This window comes from Phaeobacter sp. JH20_02, assembly GCF_048056915.1.
GTDB lineage: Bacteria > Pseudomonadota > Alphaproteobacteria > Rhodobacterales > Rhodobacteraceae > Phaeobacter > Phaeobacter bryozoorum.
Window position 1 is genome coordinate 1 of sequence record NZ_JAYMVP010000010.1, and the last position, 16,988, is coordinate 16,988.

The window sequence follows — 16,988 nt, forward strand, 5'->3', positions numbered from 1 at the left end:
ATTATCAGCAGAGATGACTTTCTTCACCTCTTCGAAAACGCCTATTGCTTGGGGCCCAATTTCGGCATCGCTTTTCAGTCGTACCGTGTCGGACAAGCAATTCCCAAGGGAAATTTGCGAGGACGCTAGCTCAAATTTCTGTTCCGATTTGGACAAGGCGACGACTGCACATCGTGCATGATCTGTGGCTTTCTTAAGGGTACTCTCCTGATTACCTTCTGTCTCTTGAAGGTGTTGATTGCGAAGGATTAGACTTAATCGATAGTGAACTCCACCGAACGCCGCGGGGTCTTTTTCTGCATCAGTTCGCAAAAGAGCCTCTTCCAGCAACTTTTCCGCAATCCAATAAGTCGGCTCTAGAGAACGCCTGCCAGTCTCATACACAACGCGAGCCAATTCCTCGAAGGTGGCTAGCATATCACCAGCGTCAAATGGCTCAAAATATAGAGCTGCACCTTTGTACATTTCAAAGCACTCAGGTAGGTTGCCCGACAGAAAGTGGGCATCACCGCGCAACACACGTAACAATGCTTGCTTGCCTACTTGTTCAAGTGTTTTTGACTTGAGCTGAACTTCTTCCGCCTGACGAAGCAAGTCATCAACTGATGAATAATCGCCTTTCTCCAAAGCCGACAAGGCGGCTTCTTTTAGTGCCTCTATCTCGCGATCTGTGCTTTCGAACGCGCCAATCTTTTCTTTGAGATCGGCATACTCCATGGCCTTTGCGTCCAGAAACTCACCGAGTTCAGACAAACTTGCATCCGGATTGCTGTGGTCGAACTGCTCGGCCAACTTGTCGAGCAATTCACCTGCTTCAGAATAAGCCGCATTGATCTTTGCATCTGGTTCGCTCAACGCTATTTTTGCACATCTCTCCACTTCCTCCTCACTAATGCCCAGAGTGATAATAATGGGGTCGATTGTCTTGGCGTGAGGATTAGCAACCTGTCCGCTTTCAAGTTCGCTAATTCGGCGTGTTTTTCCCGCTGTCCCAAAAGCATCCTCAGCGAGCTGAAGTTGCGTCAAACCAAGCGCTTTTCGTTTGGCGTAAATCAACTGCCCCAGCAGGGCACCAAATGTGTTTTCGTTCATAACCGCATTTTTTCCGCATGTCTGGCGCTAGTGTTCCGCATCTGAGCTAGCGCGAAACCCCATAAATTTAGGTGGCGCAACAAATTTGTCGACCGGTCGACAGTCTCTCTTCGGTGAAGGATTGTCAAAATGCAAAGTAGTAAGAAAATGTCACTGGTGGCCGCTTCGTTGTCGGTAGCAGTGGCGTTAGGTATGGATGTCACATTATTTGCGGCAACCGCCGCGTGGCTCGCCGCCGTGTTGGCTTTGCGCGAATGAAGCACCTCAACCAACAGGTTTCAACTGCAATTCCCCCCTAGGCTCAGCAAGCGGTGCAGGATGATCATGACCGCTTTTGCAGCCAAGTCGGCATAGGCCGCGACTTTTTGCAATGTCGGCTTTGGGCCGGTCAGGTTCCGAAGCGCAAATACTGTTCGCAACTTTGCAGAGGCAACTTTCTGCGCTTCGCTGACTTCTAAGCAAAGAGCGGCATCCCCAGGTCCAGCTGGGCAATCTTAAAAGTCCGCTAACGGGAAGCCCTTTGCGCTCGCAGCAGTGCCTTCGCCGCGACCTGCATGAATGTCGTGTTTGGGCTGCCTGGCGTCGTCTGGTAGAAGCGTCCTGGTGAAGTTTCGCTGCAACCCTGCCGCCGCATTGCCGCAAGTCGGCAGTGAGCCCAAACCTACTGAGTAGTAAATCCAAACTGGCTATGAACGAAGCAGACTGTTATCCAGAAAAGTCACGCTGCCGCAACATTCATTGAGCAAAAAGGCGAGCCATGCAGACCAAAGTGATTACTGTGATCGTTGCTGGAGCGTTCCTAGCTGCTTGTGCAGACACGTCGGGTATTCTCGGAACAGATGTTGGCCGTCAGATGGCAAATTCAAGTGCGACCACACCCGAGCTAATCTTACGAGATGCCGTTTTTCTGCAGGTAAAAGAACAGGATGATCGACAAGCAGTCGGAACCTTAGAAGACGATGGTGCTATTTGCAGCGGATTGGTTTGCAGTTGGTCATTTATCCATCGGGAGACTTGGTTTGACACTTTGGGTGTAAGAATGCCTGGGCCGAAGCGCACCTCAAATTGGACATGGATGGTCACTTTCGTGAGCGACCAGATATTGAGCAAAAGCGACATCGTAACAGATGTCGAAGTTGAGTTTCTTGAGTAGAAAGGTTGAACACCGAACAGCAGAAAAGTCCGCCCCCCTTCCATTCGATGATGGTTGGCGGCTGCACTCGCGGCGAAGGTCCGCTCTTCCTCGTGCGGCTGCGGCATTGATCGCTCGTCATGGCACCAGATCCGCCGACTTTGCAAAGGTCGCTATCTGCGCATCTCTAACCTTCGAGCGGGGTGCAGCATTGTCCTGGCCAGCTGAGCTAGCCTGAAGGTCCGCTCTCGGGAAAGTCTGGCGGGATCCTTCGCGTCTGCAGCGAGGGCGTCGCAGGCCTCGTGCGAATGTCCGAATTGGGCTGACTGCGGTGATCCCATGATAGGGGTAGGTACGGGATCTACTGCAACTTTGGTGCTGCAACGCCGCAAGTCGGTAGTGAGCCAAAACTCTCTTCTGCTTGAAAGCCTTGCACGCCTGATTTCTTCGTGTGACATGGAAAGGTATGGGCCCAAAACCGCTTCATCCGGACGTACTTGAATTTATTTCCAGCCTGCGAAAGCTGGAAGCCATTCTTGCAAAGCACGATCAGGAGTTTTGGGCAGAGAAACTGTCACGAGTGCGCCAAGTCGCAGAAAAATCTGATGGTTACAACGTACAATTATTTGAAGGATTATTTGGTGGCATGGGAAGCTTAAGCGACTTGATCCTTGATGCTCCGGCTTCCGCCAACATCGAGCTTGCGGAAGAACGAACACGTGCATACGAGCTGGCGCAAGCTTTGAAATAAACATCCCGGAGCGACTGCTTCGTCCGCCCCCTTCCATTCGATGATGGTTGGCGGCTGCACTCGCGGCGAAGGTCCGCTCTTCCTCGTGTGGCTGCGACATTGATCGCTCGTCATGCCCCCAGATTAGCCGACTTTGCAAATGTCGCTTTCCTGCGCTCCGCTGCCACCGGTGCAACCCGCAGCATCCCGTGAGGCAGCTTAGCTCTGCCGAGGGTCCGCTTCTGGGAAACTGACCATAGAATTTCGCACCGGCAGCATTCTTGGTGCGGCATCCCTTGTCTACGGCCGCTTCGGGCTGCCTGTTGTCTTCGGATACCTAGAGGGCTCGGTGATCTTGCTGCAGACCGCCTGCCGCACCGCCGCAGGTCAGCTCGAAGCCCGTTGCTACTGGTCGTCGACTTGGTAGTCTGGATCCATGAACACACTTACGACTCAGGTTGCTTCAGATGTAGAAAACGACTCTCTGATCCTCGAAGTCCTCAGCGAAGACGGTGAATGCCTGGTGATAGTTGAGCGGCTAGATTCAGATAGAAAGCTGCGTTTCCAAATGTTCACGGAGTTTTTGGATGCCGCATGTGTGCAAGAGATTTTGGAGATCGCAAAAAAAGAACTTCAAGCGTTCGAAGATGGAACGGCGCTGTCGGAAGCAAAGCGGGATTTCAGTTTCAAATTGACTTCAGACAGCAGCTAAGTCCGCCCCCCTTCCATTCGATGATGGTTGGCGGCTGCACTCGCGGCGAAGGTCAGCTTTTCCTCGTGCGGCTGCGGCATTGATCGCTCCTCATGGCACCAGATCCGTCGACTTTGCAAAGGTCTCTATCTGCGCATCTCTAACCTTCGAGCGGGGTGCAGCATCGTCTTGGCCAGCTGAGCTAGCCTGAAGGTCGGCTCTCGGGAAGTCTGGCGGGATCCTTCGCATCTGCAGCGAGGGCGTCGCAGGCCTCGTGCGAATGTCCGCTTTGGGCTGCCTGGCGTCGTCTGGCAGAAGCGTCCTGGTGAAGTTTCGCTGCAACCCTGCCGCCGCATCGCCGCAAGTCGGCAGTGAGCCCGGCAGGGACGTATTAGGCGATTGTGACATCCTTGATTTCAGCTCTTACGGCTCTGCTCTTCAGCATTCGGGCTGGCCGCCGGTGCCTCGTTCATGGTCTCAGTGACATCTTTCCAATGATCCTTAGCGTTCTGGCGTAGGTTCTTGGGGTTATCTTGGTTAATGCCCGGACAGCCACCTGTATTCTTCTGGGGATCGTTGTTCGCGTGTTTGTTCGACATCTCTTCTCTCCTGAGCAGCTTTGATATACCAACGCTTTCCGAGAGGCAAAGTTCCTTATCAAAAGCCGTACGGCCCATCTGGCACAGCGCTGCGAGCGTATCCGGCAGGAGATCGAATGCTTGGTGGACATCTTCCTAACTAATCCGACTAGGACAGCGCGATATGCACCAAGGTCCGGCTTGGAAAGCACGGCGCTGCTTTTGCGATCACATCGAAAGTCCGTTTTGCTCGCCCAACCTGTATGTGCTGGCCCGCCAAACGGGTCACCAGGCATACGGCCGCTTTGGGCTGATTGCGCCATCTGTCGGGAAGGGGCCGGTGAGGTTTCGCTGCAACCACGCTGCTGTGACGCCGCATGGATGGCGGCTATGTGTAGAAATACAGTGAGTATAGTTACGAGGTGGCTACTATTGTTGACCAACTCTGCTACGGCTAAAGTATTCGTAAACGCTCGCAACAAAGACAGACCACTATGAATCCCATTGCCCGAAACAACGTCATGATCTCAGGAGCAGGATCTAGATTCATGCTTTTCGCGCACGGTTTCGGCTGCGACCATACGATGTGGCGGCACGTAGCACCCCAGTTTGAAAAGGACTTTCGGGTTGTCACGCTCGACTACGTTGGAGCCGGTGGTTCTGATAAATCAGCGTATGATGCTCAAAAGTATGAGACATTGGACGGCTATGCGGACGATGTCGTCGAGGTGGCCAGAGCTTTTGGTATTCAGGATGGCGTCTTTGTCGGGCATTCGGTCAGCGCGATGATTGGCGCGCTTTCATCCCTCAGGGCGCCTGAACTGTTCTCGGAGCTGATCATGGTGGGGCCGTCCCCTAGGTACACAAACGACGGGGACTATTATGGCGGGTTCGAAGAGGACGACATTGCCGATCTTCTTTCATCATTGGAAGCCAATCCCATGGCTTGGTCAGAAGCGATGGCACCGGCCATCATGGGCGTGCCAGAGCGTCCGGAACTGGGACAGGAACTGACCGAGAGTTTCTGCCGGTTGGACCCAAAGATCGCTGTCGATTTCGCACGTGCCACATTCATGTCTGACAATCGCGATGATCTGCCAAAGATCGGTGCGCGGACACTTGTCCTGCAATGTCAGGAAGACATCATCGCATCCGAGAAGGTCGGAATGTATGTTCGTGACAGAATTCCCGATGCCACACTAGCAATGCTTGGGGCGACAGGCCATTGCCCAAACCTGAGCGCACCAGATGAAGTCATTGCCTCCATGAGAGCGTTTTTGTGAGCGTTCAATGGATGCGGTGGTAGAAATAGCTTCTTTCGAAAACGCCCCTTGTGGTTTTGTTGCATTCGACGACAGAGGAAAAATCTTAGAAATCAATGCACGGTTGGCAGACTGGTTGGATCGCGAACGCGCTGATTTGCTGGGATCACCCGTGAGGGAAATCTTGTCCAAGGCGAGCAGGATCGTCTTTGAGACGAGCTTGACCCCGCTGCTGAAGATGAACCAGAAAATCGACGGCGTCTCGCTCGACCTTGTGCGTCGGGACGGGACTAAGCTGCCTATTCTTCTGAGCGGTGAACGAAGTGGGACCGGCGAGACGGCTGTCACGCAGCTTGTGCTCCTCAATGCCGGTGGTCGGCGCAATTATGAGCGCGAACTTGCCGAGGCCCGTGCGACCGCGGAAGCGCAGCTGGCGACCGAGGCAAAGGAAGGCGAACTGCGCGAACAGTTCGTCGCAATACTTGGTCATGACTTACGTAATCCGTTGGCCGCCCTCAGTTCAGCGATACGCATGCTGGCAAAATCAACGACCGGTGACAGGGAACGCTTGATTGCAGCACACGCAGAAGACTCGATCCAGCGAATGTCTCGGCTGACCGACACAACCCTAGACTTTGCACGTGTGCGCCTCGGGGCAGGTTTTGAACTTGACCTGAGCGGTTCCGCTCGGCTTGGCGATCAAATTCAGCTTGTCGTTCACGAACTCTCTTCCGCAAATCCTGACCGAAAAATCGATTTGGATATGGATTTGCAATACAAACCATCGTGTGATGTCTGGAGGATTGGGCAACTCTTGTCGAACCTATTGGCGAACGCCTTGTGTCACGGAGACCCAGAGCAACCTGTCTCCGCTCGAGTTTCTTGTATGGAAGACGCGCTTACGATTAGCGTCACAAACAAGGGAGAACCTATTCCCCCTGAGATGATGGAGCAGCTTTTTGATCCGTTCAAACGACCAAAGACCAGTTCGAAGCATGGATTGGGTCTTGGCTTGTTCATCGTGTCGGAAATCGCCAAAGCTCATGAGGGAGAAATGCAAGTCGCCAGCGACAGCGGAACGACGGAGTTTTCATTCCGCATGCCATACAGCCCAGACACCTAGAGCCATTGATCACGCCAAAGGATTGATGCGGTGAAAGACTCAGTCGGCCAAATGCGGAACTGCCTGACATCTTCGCTAGGTTCTGCGTATGGCAGTCGTTCGTATTGGTTAGCCAAATGGCAGCAAAGTCCGGCACAGTGTGAGTTCACCGGCTGCAAAACCTCGCAGTCGCAGCGAACGACCGGAACGGCGGGCCGCGGTGCAGCGTACAACCTCACTTGGCTGCTTCAAACGGCCGAGTTTGCTGGCGCTATCTGCGCATCTCTAACCTTCGAGCGGGGTGCAGCATCGTCCTGTCCAGCTGAGCTAGCCTGAAGGTCCGCTCTCGGGAATTGTCGGGCGGGGATCCTTCGCGTCTGCAGCGAGGGCGTCGCAGGCCTCGTGCGAATGTCCGAATTGGGCTGTGACTGACGTGCTTCGCCAACGGAAAGGCCACCCCCCCTGGGCAATGACGGCTGTGGGACGGGCTTACTGTGAAAATTGAACGAACTCTCCAGAATTCACTACATCCGTTCAGATTTGGCGTGCCTGTGGCAGAAGGAATGGAACACCGGAGGTGGGCAAACTGTTGACCGGGACCGGGCAGCCGTAGACCCGTTCCAAGATTTGGCTGGTTAGAACCTCCTGCGGTGCGCCTTTGGCGGCGACGTGTCCGGCATGGATCAGGGTGATCTGGTCGGCATACATTGCGGTCAGGTTCAGATCGTGCATCACCGCTACAACACCGCCGCCGCGCGCTGCATAGTCACGTGCCAGATCCATCACGGTGAACTGATGACCGATATCAAGGCTGGCCACGGGTTCATCCAAAATAAGCCAACGCGGGACGCCCCGTACCACCGGCTCCCAAACTTGGGTCATCACTCGGTCCAGCTGTACACGCTGCTGTTCACCGCCGGAGAGATCCTGATAAAACCGGTTGGCAAACCCGACCAGATCGACCTGTTCCAGCGCCCTGAGCGGTAACTCCGTATCCGCCGCTGCCAGACCTGCAGAGAGCCCCAGCCGTACGATTTCGACCACTGTGAAGGGAAAAGCGATTACGGCGGATTGCGGTTGGACGGCCCTGAGCGCGGCCAATTCCCAAGGTTTCATTGCTGCGGTGTCTTGGCCGTTTATCAAAACTTGGCCGGTAAAGGGAACCTCGCCGGTCATTGCCCTCAGGAGGGTGGTTTTGCCGGAACCGTTTGGGCCTGCGATTGCGGTCACCTCACCTGGATGTGCTTCAAAGTCGATGCTATGCAAAATCGTACGGCGACCGAGTTTGACCGTAATGTCAAAAGCTTTCATCAGGTTCTCCGCTCAAAGGCCGGTGCTGCCGAAGCGGCGCAGCAGGATCCACAGGAACACCGGGGCGCCGAGTACGGCTGTGATAATGCCAATCGGAAGTTCGGCCGGGGCAATAATCACTCGCGAGATCATATCTGCCGCCAGCAGTAGGGATGCGCCCAAGAGGGCGGCATTCGGCAGCAGGCTGTGGTGGTCCGGTCCGCTGGCTAAACGCAAAAGGTGTGGGACTACGATGCCGATAAATCCGATGCCGCCGGAGACCGCAACGGAGGCTCCGGTGGCGCTCGCGACTATGAGGATTGCGATATTTTTGACCCGTTGCACAGGAATGCCGATATGCCCCGCCGCCGCTTCTCCCAGCGCCAGTGCGTTCAGTCCGCGCGACAAGGCTGGCAGGGCCAGTAGGGCGGAGCCAATGATTGGAGATGCCGCCAGAACTTTTGACCAGGTTGCGCCAGCCAGCGATCCCATGCCCCAGAAGGTAAGATCGCGCAGTTGGTTGTCATCTGCGATGTAGACCAGAATCCCTGACAGAGCCCCCGAAAGCGCGCCGAGAGCGATACCTGCCAGCAACATCGTGGCGACTGAGGTCTGTCCCCTGCGTGTCGAGACACGGTACAGAATAAGCGTAACCCCCCAGCCGCCAACAAATGCGGCGACGGGGACAAGGTAACTGCCAATCGTATCGCGCAGGACGGCGGGTAGAAATGCACCCAGTACAATTGCACAGATCGCGGCCAACCCTGCGCCAGCGCTGACACCGACAATCCCGGGATCCGCAAGAGGGTTGCGAAACAGCCCTTGCATCACAGCGCCGGAAACGGCGAGCGCGGATCCAACCAGAATACCCAAGAACAGGCGCGGCAAACGGATATCGAACAGGACAATCTGATCCAGCCGCGACAGTTCGCGGCCGGCAGCCAAGTCGCGCAATGCCCCCCAGAGCGACGTGCCTGACGCTCCCCAGGCCAAAGACAAAACGGACATCACCGCAAGCAGCAAACCCAAAAAAACGGTCAGCCTCCGGGCCTGCGCCCGGCGGTCGATAACGCCCCCCGAGGTGACACCGGTGTCAGGTGTATCTACGGCAAGCGACATGTCAGTCTGCCTCGCTGTAGAGAGCCTGGTTGAGTTCAGTGATTGCTGATGCGGTGCGAGGCCCAAAGCCAAGCAGATGTAACCCGTTCATGCGAACCACCATGGCGTTCTGGGCTGCGGGGGTCGGCGCGATGGAGGGCATCGCGAGCAAGGCGTCGATCGCGATGCCATGGTCGCCGCCGCGGTCCATCATCAGGATCACATCCGGTGCAGCCTGCGCGATGGCTTCGTCCGTCATCGGCTTATACCCGTCGAATTCCGTCACCGCATTTATGGCGCCAGCCATTCGGATGATGCCATCAGCCGCCGAGTTTGCGCCGCCCGCCATGATCCTGCCGCCCCGTGTCGAGAGAATGAACAGCACCTTTTTAGGATGTTCCCCGGCAACCGATGCGGCGTCTGCTTCTGCGGATCTGAGGTCTTGCTCAACCTTCTGCGCCAATGCTTCGGCTTCGGTCTCTTCGCCCAATGCCGCACCAACGATGCGAATTTTTTCTGTGATGCCGTCTGCGGAAAAGACCTCCGGTACCGGTACATAATCAACCTGAGCGTTTTTGAGGACGTCCAGCGTTTCGGGAGGACCGGCGCCTTCGATCGCAATAATCATGTCCGGGGCAACCGACAGCACGCCTTCAGGCGACAACGCCCGCGCGTATCCGATATCCGGCAACGCCAATGCTGCCGCAGGGTAGGAGGAGGTCCGGTCGCGGCCGATCAGCCGGTCCTGCTGGCCAAGAGCGTAGATGATCTCGGTCACCGAGCCACCGACGGAGACGATGCGTTTGGGCACCTCCGCCAGGGCAATGCTGCCGAATAGCAGCCCTGCCATCAGCAGATTGAGCCCCAGGAACAGACGGCCGAATGCGGACATCACGCCGGTTCTTTCACAGCGAAGGAGGTCAGGCTTTCAACGATGGCATTCCATTCCGGCCGGTGATCTTTGGCTTCGGTCCGGCGACCAAAGACCTGAAAGATAATGCCGCCCTCGGCATCAAAGGCTTCGACAGACACCGCGTCCCCGCGCTGGGTGGGCTTGGTTACCGCCCAAACCTCAGCGATGTGGTCCATGCGCAGATGCAGATCAAACCCGGGGTCGAGGACATTTTGCCATGGACCCATTTCACGCAGATTGCGGATCGGGCCGCCATGGATTTCGATACATCCCATATTCCCGACGAAGAACATAACGTCGAGTTCCTGATCCTGCACCGCAAACAACATCTTGTTGACCTCAGCCGGGTCAAGCTTGCGGGCCAGCGGTTCCCCTGCAATGCGATAGGCGCCCAGCCGGTTCATCTTCAGCTTAGATGTCAGCCGCATGAACTGATGGGTATCCGTCATCTTTGCCCATTCGGCGCGCAGGGTGTCTGCCTTCTCCGGGTTTGCCTTTGCGGGTTCCGTCGGCTTGCGCGGCTCTACGGTCAGCTCCTGACTCTGTTGCTCCAGTTTCAGCTCCTCAACCAACCGTTTCCAGGCATCCAGATCCGAGGTCTCGCGCAGATGCACCTTATGAACAGAGTCGCCCGCTGCATCAAAGATCTGAATGGACCGCTTGGTGCCCTTGTCCGTTTCGCGTTCCACCGCAAAAGCCGAGACGAAATGCCGGGGGAAGAAGCGTAGATCGATTGCATTATTGAGGATCATCGATGCGTGCTGGCCTGAATGATAGTTTTCGTAGACGCCCACTTTCTCGATCACACAGGATGGGTTGCGGGTCAGGGCCATGACCTCACCCATCGGCGCAAGTCGCGGCATGATCTCATCCGGGCTGGCCTGAATGCGCGAGACGCCTTCACCGACATAGGCCGCCACCAGCTGGCCTTCGGCAATGCCGAATTTGTCGGCAAAATCGCGATCTCTCAGGTTTGCATACTCTGCGCGCGCCGCACGGATCGCTGCTGGTGTCATGGTTGAGGCAGTCATGGCAGCCCTTTCTACTAAGAAGTCCTAGAAGAGGCTGGCAGTGGCGGCACGAGCCGCACGAGAGCTGGCCACCGCAATTTACGGTGCATTAAATTTGTTGACTGTTTTTATCAGTTTTAATAACAGACACAAGCGGAATTTAAGATTCTGCCAGATCTACCAGACAAACAACCAGGCCAGCCCCGCCGCAAGCATTTGGTTCACCGAACTAGACTAATGCGAAGGGACGCGAGATGGGGAAATGCCAAAAGGGATGGCGGTTGCTGAGCACCGTATCTGTGTTGGGCCTGCTAGCCAGCGCAAACAGCTTGGCGGCACAGGATATTGCTGAAGACGGCGATTTTCTGGGAACGATTGAGTTGGGCGCAGGCAAGCGCGAGGTGCAGACCGACACCGGGACGCCGCTTACGGTTATCAACCAAGAGGAGATCGACGATCGGCAAGCGGCAACAATTGCCCAATTGGTTGAATCCGTACCAGGTGTGACGCTGGTGAACGGGACGACCCCGCAGTCCTCCGGCATTTCGATCCGTGGCTTTGGCGCTGACGGGACCTATGGATCCAACCCGCGCGTGTTGATCACCATTGATGGGGCGACCACTGGCGGCGAAGAGATCTATCGGATTGGTAACCAGCTATTCACAGATCCCGCACTCTACAGGGAAATCTCGGTCATCCGCGGAACGGTCGGTAGCTATGAGTATGGTTCCGGCGTTGTCGGCGGTGTCGTACAGCTGGAAACCAAGGATGCGTCTGACTTCACCGGTGGCGAAATTGGCACGCGCTTCCGGCAAACTCTGGAAGCACAGTCTAACGGTACCGGATGGGCCTCATCTTCCATTCTGGCTGTGCAACCAACAGAGGATCTGGAGTTTCTCCTGAACTACACAGTCCGCGACAATGATTCCTATGACGATGGCAATGGTGTTGAAACCGCAAATAGTGGCTTCCGTAACTATTCCTATCTGGCGAAGGGTCGCTACACGTTCGGGGATTCCCGCGAACACGCCCTGAGTGCCTGGTATAATGTTACCCATTCGGACGACAACAGCGTGCCCTATGACATTCTGGGCGCGTCCTCCGGTGGTGGGTTCTACTTCGGCGATGTGGATCGGATCACAGATAGCCGGACCGCCGGATTGCGTTACGAATTCGATGCGGTTGACAACGACCTCATCCATTTCGAGGCGACGTTGACCTATGCGGAACAGGATATCGACAGCACTTACGTTGCTGGCAGCTGCGCTGGTTTTCCCGGGTGTGACGCCTCAGTGTCAGATCTTCTGAACGCGGATCACAACTATAAAACCACCAAGCTGCAACTGAAGAATACCAGCTATTTCGATACCGGCGGCGCGTCGCATGAGCTGCGCTTTGGGCTGGAATTCAGTGAACGGGAACGCTTGGATGCTAATTCGGCACCGGGGGGCACCGATCGCCGAATGGCGCTGTTTGCAGTGGATGATATCCAGTTTGGTGAGCGTTTCACCCTGACGCCAGCCCTGCGGTACGAAACACAGGACCTGAAGGGTACAGACATCGTATCTCCCGGGGCCACCGATCCCTACAACGGCCAAATCAAAAGTGATGCGCTGATGGGGGGGCTGTCAGCACGCTACCAGTTCGACAGTGGTTTTGCCGTGTTTGCCAGCGCTGCCTATACCGAGGTCTTCCCCATCATCGACCGTCTGGATAAGGCGCAAAGCACATGGGTGCCGGAATTGGGCACCACTTATGAAGTCGGGTTTTCGTATCAGAACACCGATGTGTTTTCCAGCGGTGACCAGCTAGCCTTCAAGGTCAACTACTATGACACCAGCCTGAGCGACGTCCGCATGGCGGGTCTTGCGCGCGGGGGACCCGGTGTTCTGACTGACATCGAGACGTCCGGCATCGAGGTCGAGGCCTCCTATGGCGCGGCCAATGGCTTCTACGTCGATTTGAACGGCACGGTTGGTGAAGGCGACCAGATTTTTCCGGACCGACCAACGGAAGACTATACCTTTGCCCCCGTGAGTTCTGCATCTCTGACAGTGGGCAAGCGCTTCAATAACACCTTCGACCTGAGTTGGGAGCTTGTTGCCGCCGAAAGCACCAATGCCATCAACGGCAGTGGTCCGATCGCCGGATACGGGGTCAACAACCTGCGCGCAACCTACCGCCCGCAGAGGGGTTTGCTGGAAGGGACCGAAATCCGCTTTGGCGTCGAAAACGCCTTTGACAAACAGTACCAGACCCAGCTTTCGACCCGTGCCGCAGCCGGGCGAAATTTCAAGCTGACCGCGTCCAAAACCTTCTGATCCCAACGGCAAACCCGAGAGGTGTTCCATGACACGTGGATTGAAAACCGGAAAATTCCTGCTGCTGGCGACTGTGCTGGCAGCGGCAAGCGGCGCTGCAGCCCAAGAGCCTGACAAAGCCGGGGTCGCCATCGAACTAAGTGCCGCCGAACCGGCAGACGGGGCCTGTAAGCTGTCCTTCGTCGTGCAGAACGGGCATAAGGCTGACATCGGCAAGGCGGTCTATGAGACCGTCTTGTTCGATGATCAGGGGCAAGTGGCGCGGCTTACGCTTCTCGATTTTCAGGATCTGCCTGCCGGGCGCCTGCGCGTGCGGCAGTTCCAGTTTCCGCACACCTGTGAAGGTATCAGCCGGGTCCTGATCAACGGTGCTGATACCTGCACCGGTGACGGGCTTCCGGATGGGGCCTGCAGCCGCGGGCTTGTGCTGAGCAGCAAGGTGATGGAGCTGGCAGGATGACATTTGTTCAGGAAGCCCTTGCTGCTGTGCTGGAGCTGGGTGGACCGGTCGTCTTGCTGTTGTTGGCCGTTTCGGTCCTGACCACGGCGCTGGTGCTCTACAAGATCTGGCAATACCGCTCTGCTCGCGTTGGCCAGCATACGGCGCTGGCCTCTGCGGTCGCAGCCTGGGATCGCGGCGAAGGGGAGGCTGCCCTCAATACGTTGAACCAAAGCCAGTCTTATTTGGTCCCAGTGATGCGGTTGGCCCTCTCAGCTACGCAGGATACGATGCTGGCTGAGCGTGCCGACGCCGAAGCAGAAGAAAGTTTCTCCCAGTTGGAACGCGGATTGGGAACATTGGACATGGTGGCACAGCTGGCACCGCTGCTGGGACTTTTCGGCACGGTGATCGGCATGATTGAGGCGTTTCAGAAACTACAGTCGGCAGGCTCGTCAGTTGACCCCTCGCTGCTTGCGGGAGGTATCTGGGTGGCGCTGCTGACCACCGCGGCAGGGCTGGCCGTCGCAATGCCCACCTCACTTGTGCTTAGCTGGCTCACCGCCCGCATGCAGCGCGAGAGGGTCTTTGCCAACCGTGCTTTGCGCACCATCTTTGCGCCGACAGCCCAGACCCGGCCAAGAGAGCCTCTTCAGGTGGCACATGGCACTTAAACTGTACAGCGCGCGTCGTGGAAGGCTCTCGATGACCTCGCTCATCGATGTGATTTTTCTGCTGCTTCTGTTCTTCATGCTGACGTCTACTTTTTCAAAGTTTGGCGAGATTGAACTGATGGCGGCGGGGCGCGGAGCTGACACAGCTGAGCGGCAAATGCTGTTTATCAAGCTGGGGGAAGACAGCCTGACCTTGAACGCACAACCGGCCGACCTTAGCCGCATTGCCGATCTGATCCGCCTGCAGCCGCAGGCTGGCGACGGCCATCTGGTTTTGATCAGCCCGGGCGAGGCGGCCTCCTCACAACGTCTGGTCGATCTGCTCTCACAGTTGCGTCAGGTGGCAGACCTCCAAGCCGTGGTGCTGGGCTGATGCGTATCCGGCCGCATACAGCGACGCAGAAGGAACCGACGATTGCGTTAATTAACATCGTTTTTCTGATGCTGATCTTCTTCATGATCGCGGGCACCTTGGCAGTGCCGCTCGATAAAGCTGTCACGCTGATTGAGGCCCGGGATCTGGAGGGACGGGAACCACCAGATGCCCTAGTGGTGCATGCTGATGGCAAGCTCACCCTACGCGGCAAGGTGCTGGCGGATGCCGCCACATATGTCGCGATGCTGACTGAAGATGAACGCGCCGAGGTGCGGATTGTCCCGGATCGCAATCTGCCGGCCCGGGATCTGGTAAAACTGGGCAATGCATTGCGCGCTGCCGGGGCGCAACAGGTGCTGCTGGTTTCCGAAAGAGCGTTGCAATGACGGTGCCGCACTCCCGGATCATCGGCGTGTTCGCTCTGTTTTTGGCCGCAGCTGGCCATGCAGGCATGGCGCAGTTCAGTGTCCCTGAAAAGGCCGAACTCGACGGTGGCAATACCGGCCTCGCGGCCCAGGGCTTTGCGTTTTCTGATTTGGTTCAGGGTGTTGATACGCCGGTTGTTACCAAGGAATTGCCGGATGCAGACATGGCCACAGCTGCCCCTGTAACTAAACTATTGCCGCAGGCCGAGAAGGTTGTGGTCGAGGCCGTGCAATCCGCTGTGCAGACCCCGCTGCCCGGTCTCGCTCCGATCTTACTGGCTGTTGAGGCCGAGCCAGGCCAGTTGCAGAAACCGCCAGAACCGCGTACGCCCGAAACGGCAAAAGCGGCACCAAAACCTGAGGTGCTTGAGCCGCTGCCTGACGCCAAACCGGAACCCAAGCCCCGGCCCAAACCCACAAGAGTGCAAAAGCGTGGGAACAATGCGGAGCAGAATACTCAGGCTGGAACCGCTTCCGGGAGGGCTTCAGAGCATTCCGGGCAGGCCCCAATATCCCCCGGCACAGCCAAACAGCAGGGTAATGCGACTGCAGATAATTATCGCGGCAAAGTGCTGCGGCGCGTGAAGCGTGCCAAACGTCAGCGGGTAAACATCCGCGGGGCAGCGCTGGTCCGGTTCACTATCACTGGCAGCGGCGCTTTGGCCTCTGCCCGCATAGCGAAAAGTTCGGGCTCTTCAAAGCTAGACAATATTGCATTGGCGCAGGTTCGCCGCGCAGCGCCGTTCCCGCCGCCCCCCAAGGGTATCAGGCCGTCCTACACGGTCAAAATCAAAGGTAAATAGCTGTACATGGAACGGCGGGTGGTGCATCTACCCATGCGTCGATGAAAGCAGAACCGACGCGAGACAACAGGATCGACTTGTCAGCTGCTACAGATCGCAACAAGCTGTCGAGAAACTGTATTGTAGGTCGTCGCAGTAGATCAAACGTCTTTTCTCCTGGGGTAGGCCCAAACTACTGGGCCGCTTTGTCGAGGTTGTTGACCGGGCTTGGGTTTCGTGGGCAGCATGGCATGCTCAGTCGGTACCGAAGCGGACTAAGAGCTAGCCGTACCATACGGAACGAACACGTAGCTGCCGGTGGCGCTAACAGTAGACCGTGCAATACAGGGTCTTGTCGAGTCCTTGATGCCCGCCAGGCTGGATGCAGGGGATATGGGCGGCCAGGCCACACAGCAAGCACCATTACCTCGTTGCGGCAGGTTCTGGCGCAACGGGTCGAGACTTTGCGTGCCGCGGCGGGATGCCCCGGTGCGCGGTGGATGGTCCTGATGGCATGTGGCGCGTCTCTCAAGGCGGGATGAAGGTGCCCTCTTGCCCCGTCCTGCCGACTGAAGGTACGTAATATCCTTGGGCTGGTTTCAGTTCTACCGGAAAATCCGCCGGACCGGTGCGTTTATAGCACAAAAACAGGAAATTCGCGGCCATCCACGAAAGGATCAGCATGTTTTGGAGCTTCCCAGCACAGATGCGATTTGTCACATCGATGGCAAGAATGGGTTTTTGAAGCACAGACGGCTATAGCCCTGCGCACATTGGGGCTGATGGGCCTGCTTCCTGCTGCGCCGGGCGAAAACCCCCGTATTGTAGTGGAAAAGGTGAAAGCAATTCAAACCAGCGTGAATCGGGCTGCGGAACTAACGGCGGCGGGCCAACCCGCCCAAGCGATACTGCGGGCGCTGGGGCGCCCTATAGCCGTGCTACCGCAACGAACTACAAGCGCCTGACCCGGCTCGGCTAGGGGAGAGGAATGGTCAGAGTGCTGTGCCAACTCGACTGTGTACCCTCGAAGCAGGGTAGAATGGCGTCCCTCGGCGCTGCCCCAGATCGAGCAC

General features: G+C 56.7%; 18 protein-coding genes. 12 read left to right on the top strand and 6 right to left on the bottom strand.

The window, feature by feature from the left end; translation table 11 throughout:
- A partial coding sequence (locus VWY34_RS02760) for a hypothetical protein (protein WP_416549020.1) occupies window positions 1-1,092 on the bottom strand: 1,092 nt, incomplete at its 3' end.
- 129 nt (window positions 1,093-1,221) lie between these two features.
- Between VWY34_RS02760 and VWY34_RS02765 the strand changes: the two genes are divergently transcribed.
- From VWY34_RS02765 to VWY34_RS02780, 4 genes are all read left to right on the top strand, one after another.
- Complete coding sequence (locus tag VWY34_RS02765) at window positions 1,222-1,350, top strand: hypothetical protein (protein WP_416549019.1); 129 nt, start codon at window positions 1,222-1,224, stop codon at window positions 1,348-1,350.
- Window positions 1,351-1,849: 499 nt separating this feature from the next.
- Window positions 1,850-2,245 carry a hypothetical protein gene (locus tag VWY34_RS02770; RefSeq protein ID WP_416549018.1) on the top strand — a complete coding sequence of 132 codons (396 nt, stop codon included), beginning with the start codon at window positions 1,850-1,852 and terminating at the stop codon, window positions 2,243-2,245.
- A 430-nt stretch (window positions 2,246-2,675) separates the two neighbouring features.
- A complete protein-coding gene (locus VWY34_RS02775) occupies window positions 2,676-2,975 on the top strand; it encodes a DUF6966 domain-containing protein (RefSeq protein WP_168155298.1) in 300 nt (99 codons plus the stop codon).
- Between the two features lie 415 nt (window positions 2,976-3,390).
- Window positions 3,391-3,666 (top strand): hypothetical protein, encoded by a 276-nt coding sequence (locus VWY34_RS02780; protein ID WP_014873323.1) that lies wholly within the window; start codon window positions 3,391-3,393, stop codon window positions 3,664-3,666.
- Window positions 3,667-4,061: 395 nt separating this feature from the next.
- Here the strand turns inward: VWY34_RS02780 and VWY34_RS02785 are convergent, their stop codons facing one another.
- On the bottom strand, window positions 4,062-4,244 hold the full coding sequence (locus VWY34_RS02785; RefSeq protein ID WP_102891922.1) for a hypothetical protein: 183 nt from the start codon (window positions 4,242-4,244) through the stop codon (window positions 4,062-4,064).
- A gap of 527 nt (window positions 4,245-4,771) precedes the next feature.
- Between VWY34_RS02785 and VWY34_RS02790 the strand changes: the two genes are divergently transcribed.
- Together VWY34_RS02790 and VWY34_RS02795 are read left to right on the top strand one after the other, a co-directional pair.
- Window positions 4,772-5,506: an alpha/beta fold hydrolase gene (locus VWY34_RS02790; protein ID WP_416558524.1), complete on the top strand. Its 735-nt coding sequence runs from the start codon at window positions 4,772-4,774 to the stop codon at window positions 5,504-5,506.
- A gap of 7 nt (window positions 5,507-5,513) precedes the next feature.
- Window positions 5,514-6,608, top strand: coding sequence for an ATP-binding protein (locus VWY34_RS02795; RefSeq protein ID WP_416549016.1), 1,095 nt, complete (start codon window positions 5,514-5,516; stop codon window positions 6,606-6,608).
- Window positions 6,609-7,121: 513 nt separating this feature from the next.
- Here the strand turns inward: VWY34_RS02795 and VWY34_RS02800 are convergent.
- Genes VWY34_RS02800 through VWY34_RS02815 form a run of 4 tightly spaced genes read right to left on the bottom strand, consistent with a single transcriptional unit; the run spans window position 7,122 to window position 10,919 of the window.
- The gene (locus tag VWY34_RS02800; RefSeq protein ID WP_416549015.1) at window positions 7,122-7,898 is read right to left on the bottom strand and encodes a heme ABC transporter ATP-binding protein; all 777 of its coding nucleotides are present in this window, start codon (window positions 7,896-7,898) and stop codon (window positions 7,122-7,124) included.
- Window positions 7,899-7,910: 12 nt separating this feature from the next.
- Window positions 7,911-8,996: a FecCD family ABC transporter permease gene (locus VWY34_RS02805; protein WP_416549014.1), complete on the bottom strand. Its 1,086-nt coding sequence runs from the start codon at window positions 8,994-8,996 to the stop codon at window positions 7,911-7,913.
- Between the two features lies 1 nt (window position 8,997).
- Window positions 8,998-9,867, bottom strand: coding sequence for a heme/hemin ABC transporter substrate-binding protein (locus VWY34_RS02810; RefSeq protein ID WP_416549013.1), 870 nt, complete (start codon window positions 9,865-9,867; stop codon window positions 8,998-9,000).
- Window positions 9,867-10,919, bottom strand: a complete 1,053-nt coding sequence (locus VWY34_RS02815; protein ID WP_416549012.1) for a hemin-degrading factor — start codon at window positions 10,917-10,919, stop codon at window positions 9,867-9,869. Before VWY34_RS02815 ends, VWY34_RS02810 begins: the two co-directional genes overlap by 1 nt.
- A gap of 278 nt (window positions 10,920-11,197) precedes the next feature.
- Here VWY34_RS02815 and VWY34_RS02820 point away from each other — a divergent pair, with 278 nt between their 5' ends.
- From VWY34_RS02820 to VWY34_RS02845, 6 genes are read left to right on the top strand one after another with little or no spacing between them, the layout of a single operon-like run.
- On the top strand, window positions 11,198-13,219 hold the full coding sequence (locus tag VWY34_RS02820; protein WP_416558525.1) for a TonB-dependent receptor domain-containing protein: 2,022 nt from the start codon (window positions 11,198-11,200) through the stop codon (window positions 13,217-13,219).
- A gap of 28 nt (window positions 13,220-13,247) precedes the next feature.
- Entirely contained in the window at window positions 13,248-13,679 is a 432-nt protein-coding gene (locus VWY34_RS02825) for a hypothetical protein (RefSeq protein ID WP_260113476.1), read from the top strand.
- Complete coding sequence (locus VWY34_RS02830; RefSeq protein ID WP_102884541.1) at window positions 13,676-14,332, top strand: MotA/TolQ/ExbB proton channel family protein; 657 nt, start codon at window positions 13,676-13,678, stop codon at window positions 14,330-14,332. Before VWY34_RS02825 ends, VWY34_RS02830 begins: the two co-directional genes overlap by 4 nt.
- A complete protein-coding gene (locus VWY34_RS02835; protein ID WP_416549010.1) occupies window positions 14,322-14,705 on the top strand; it encodes an ExbD/TolR family protein in 384 nt (127 codons plus the stop codon). The genes VWY34_RS02830 and VWY34_RS02835 overlap by 11 nt, the downstream gene beginning before the upstream one ends.
- Window positions 14,705-15,094: an ExbD/TolR family protein gene (locus VWY34_RS02840; protein WP_260113478.1), complete on the top strand. Its 390-nt coding sequence runs from the start codon at window positions 14,705-14,707 to the stop codon at window positions 15,092-15,094. The genes VWY34_RS02835 and VWY34_RS02840 overlap by 1 nt, the downstream gene beginning before the upstream one ends.
- Window positions 15,091-15,936: an energy transducer TonB family protein gene (locus tag VWY34_RS02845; protein ID WP_416549009.1), complete on the top strand. Its 846-nt coding sequence runs from the start codon at window positions 15,091-15,093 to the stop codon at window positions 15,934-15,936. The genes VWY34_RS02840 and VWY34_RS02845 overlap by 4 nt, the downstream gene beginning before the upstream one ends.
- Window positions 15,937-16,988: the final 1,052 nt, after the last annotated feature.

Excerpts from the sequence above, each read along its gene's own strand:
- VWY34_RS02765 (WP_416549019.1), top strand. The coding sequence starts at position 1,222 with ATGCAAAGTAGTAAGAAAATGTCACTGGTGGCCGCTTCGTTGTCGGTA.
- VWY34_RS02770 (WP_416549018.1), top strand. The coding sequence starts at position 1,850 with ATGCAGACCAAAGTGATTACTGTGATCGTTGCTGGAGCGTTCCTAGCT.
- VWY34_RS02780 (WP_014873323.1), top strand. The coding sequence starts at position 3,391 with ATGAACACACTTACGACTCAGGTTGCTTCAGATGTAGAAAACGACTCT.
- VWY34_RS02785 (WP_102891922.1), bottom strand. The coding sequence starts at position 4,244 with ATGTCGAACAAACACGCGAACAACGATCCCCAGAAGAATACAGGTGGC.
- VWY34_RS02790 (WP_416558524.1), top strand. The coding sequence starts at position 4,772 with ATGCTTTTCGCGCACGGTTTCGGCTGCGACCATACGATGTGGCGGCAC.
- VWY34_RS02795 (WP_416549016.1), top strand. The coding sequence starts at position 5,514 with ATGGATGCGGTGGTAGAAATAGCTTCTTTCGAAAACGCCCCTTGTGGT.
- VWY34_RS02800 (WP_416549015.1), bottom strand. The coding sequence starts at position 7,898 with ATGAAAGCTTTTGACATTACGGTCAAACTCGGTCGCCGTACGATTTTG.
- VWY34_RS02805 (WP_416549014.1), bottom strand. The coding sequence starts at position 8,996 with ATGTCGCTTGCCGTAGATACACCTGACACCGGTGTCACCTCGGGGGGC.
- VWY34_RS02810 (WP_416549013.1), bottom strand. The coding sequence starts at position 9,867 with ATGTCCGCATTCGGCCGTCTGTTCCTGGGGCTCAATCTGCTGATGGCA.
- VWY34_RS02815 (WP_416549012.1), bottom strand. The coding sequence starts at position 10,919 with ATGACTGCCTCAACCATGACACCAGCAGCGATCCGTGCGGCGCGCGCA.
- VWY34_RS02825 (WP_260113476.1), top strand. The coding sequence starts at position 13,248 with ATGACACGTGGATTGAAAACCGGAAAATTCCTGCTGCTGGCGACTGTG.
- VWY34_RS02830 (WP_102884541.1), top strand. The coding sequence starts at position 13,676 with ATGACATTTGTTCAGGAAGCCCTTGCTGCTGTGCTGGAGCTGGGTGGA.
- VWY34_RS02835 (WP_416549010.1), top strand. The coding sequence starts at position 14,322 with ATGGCACTTAAACTGTACAGCGCGCGTCGTGGAAGGCTCTCGATGACC.
- VWY34_RS02840 (WP_260113478.1), top strand. The coding sequence starts at position 14,705 with ATGCGTATCCGGCCGCATACAGCGACGCAGAAGGAACCGACGATTGCG.
- VWY34_RS02845 (WP_416549009.1), top strand. The coding sequence starts at position 15,091 with ATGACGGTGCCGCACTCCCGGATCATCGGCGTGTTCGCTCTGTTTTTG.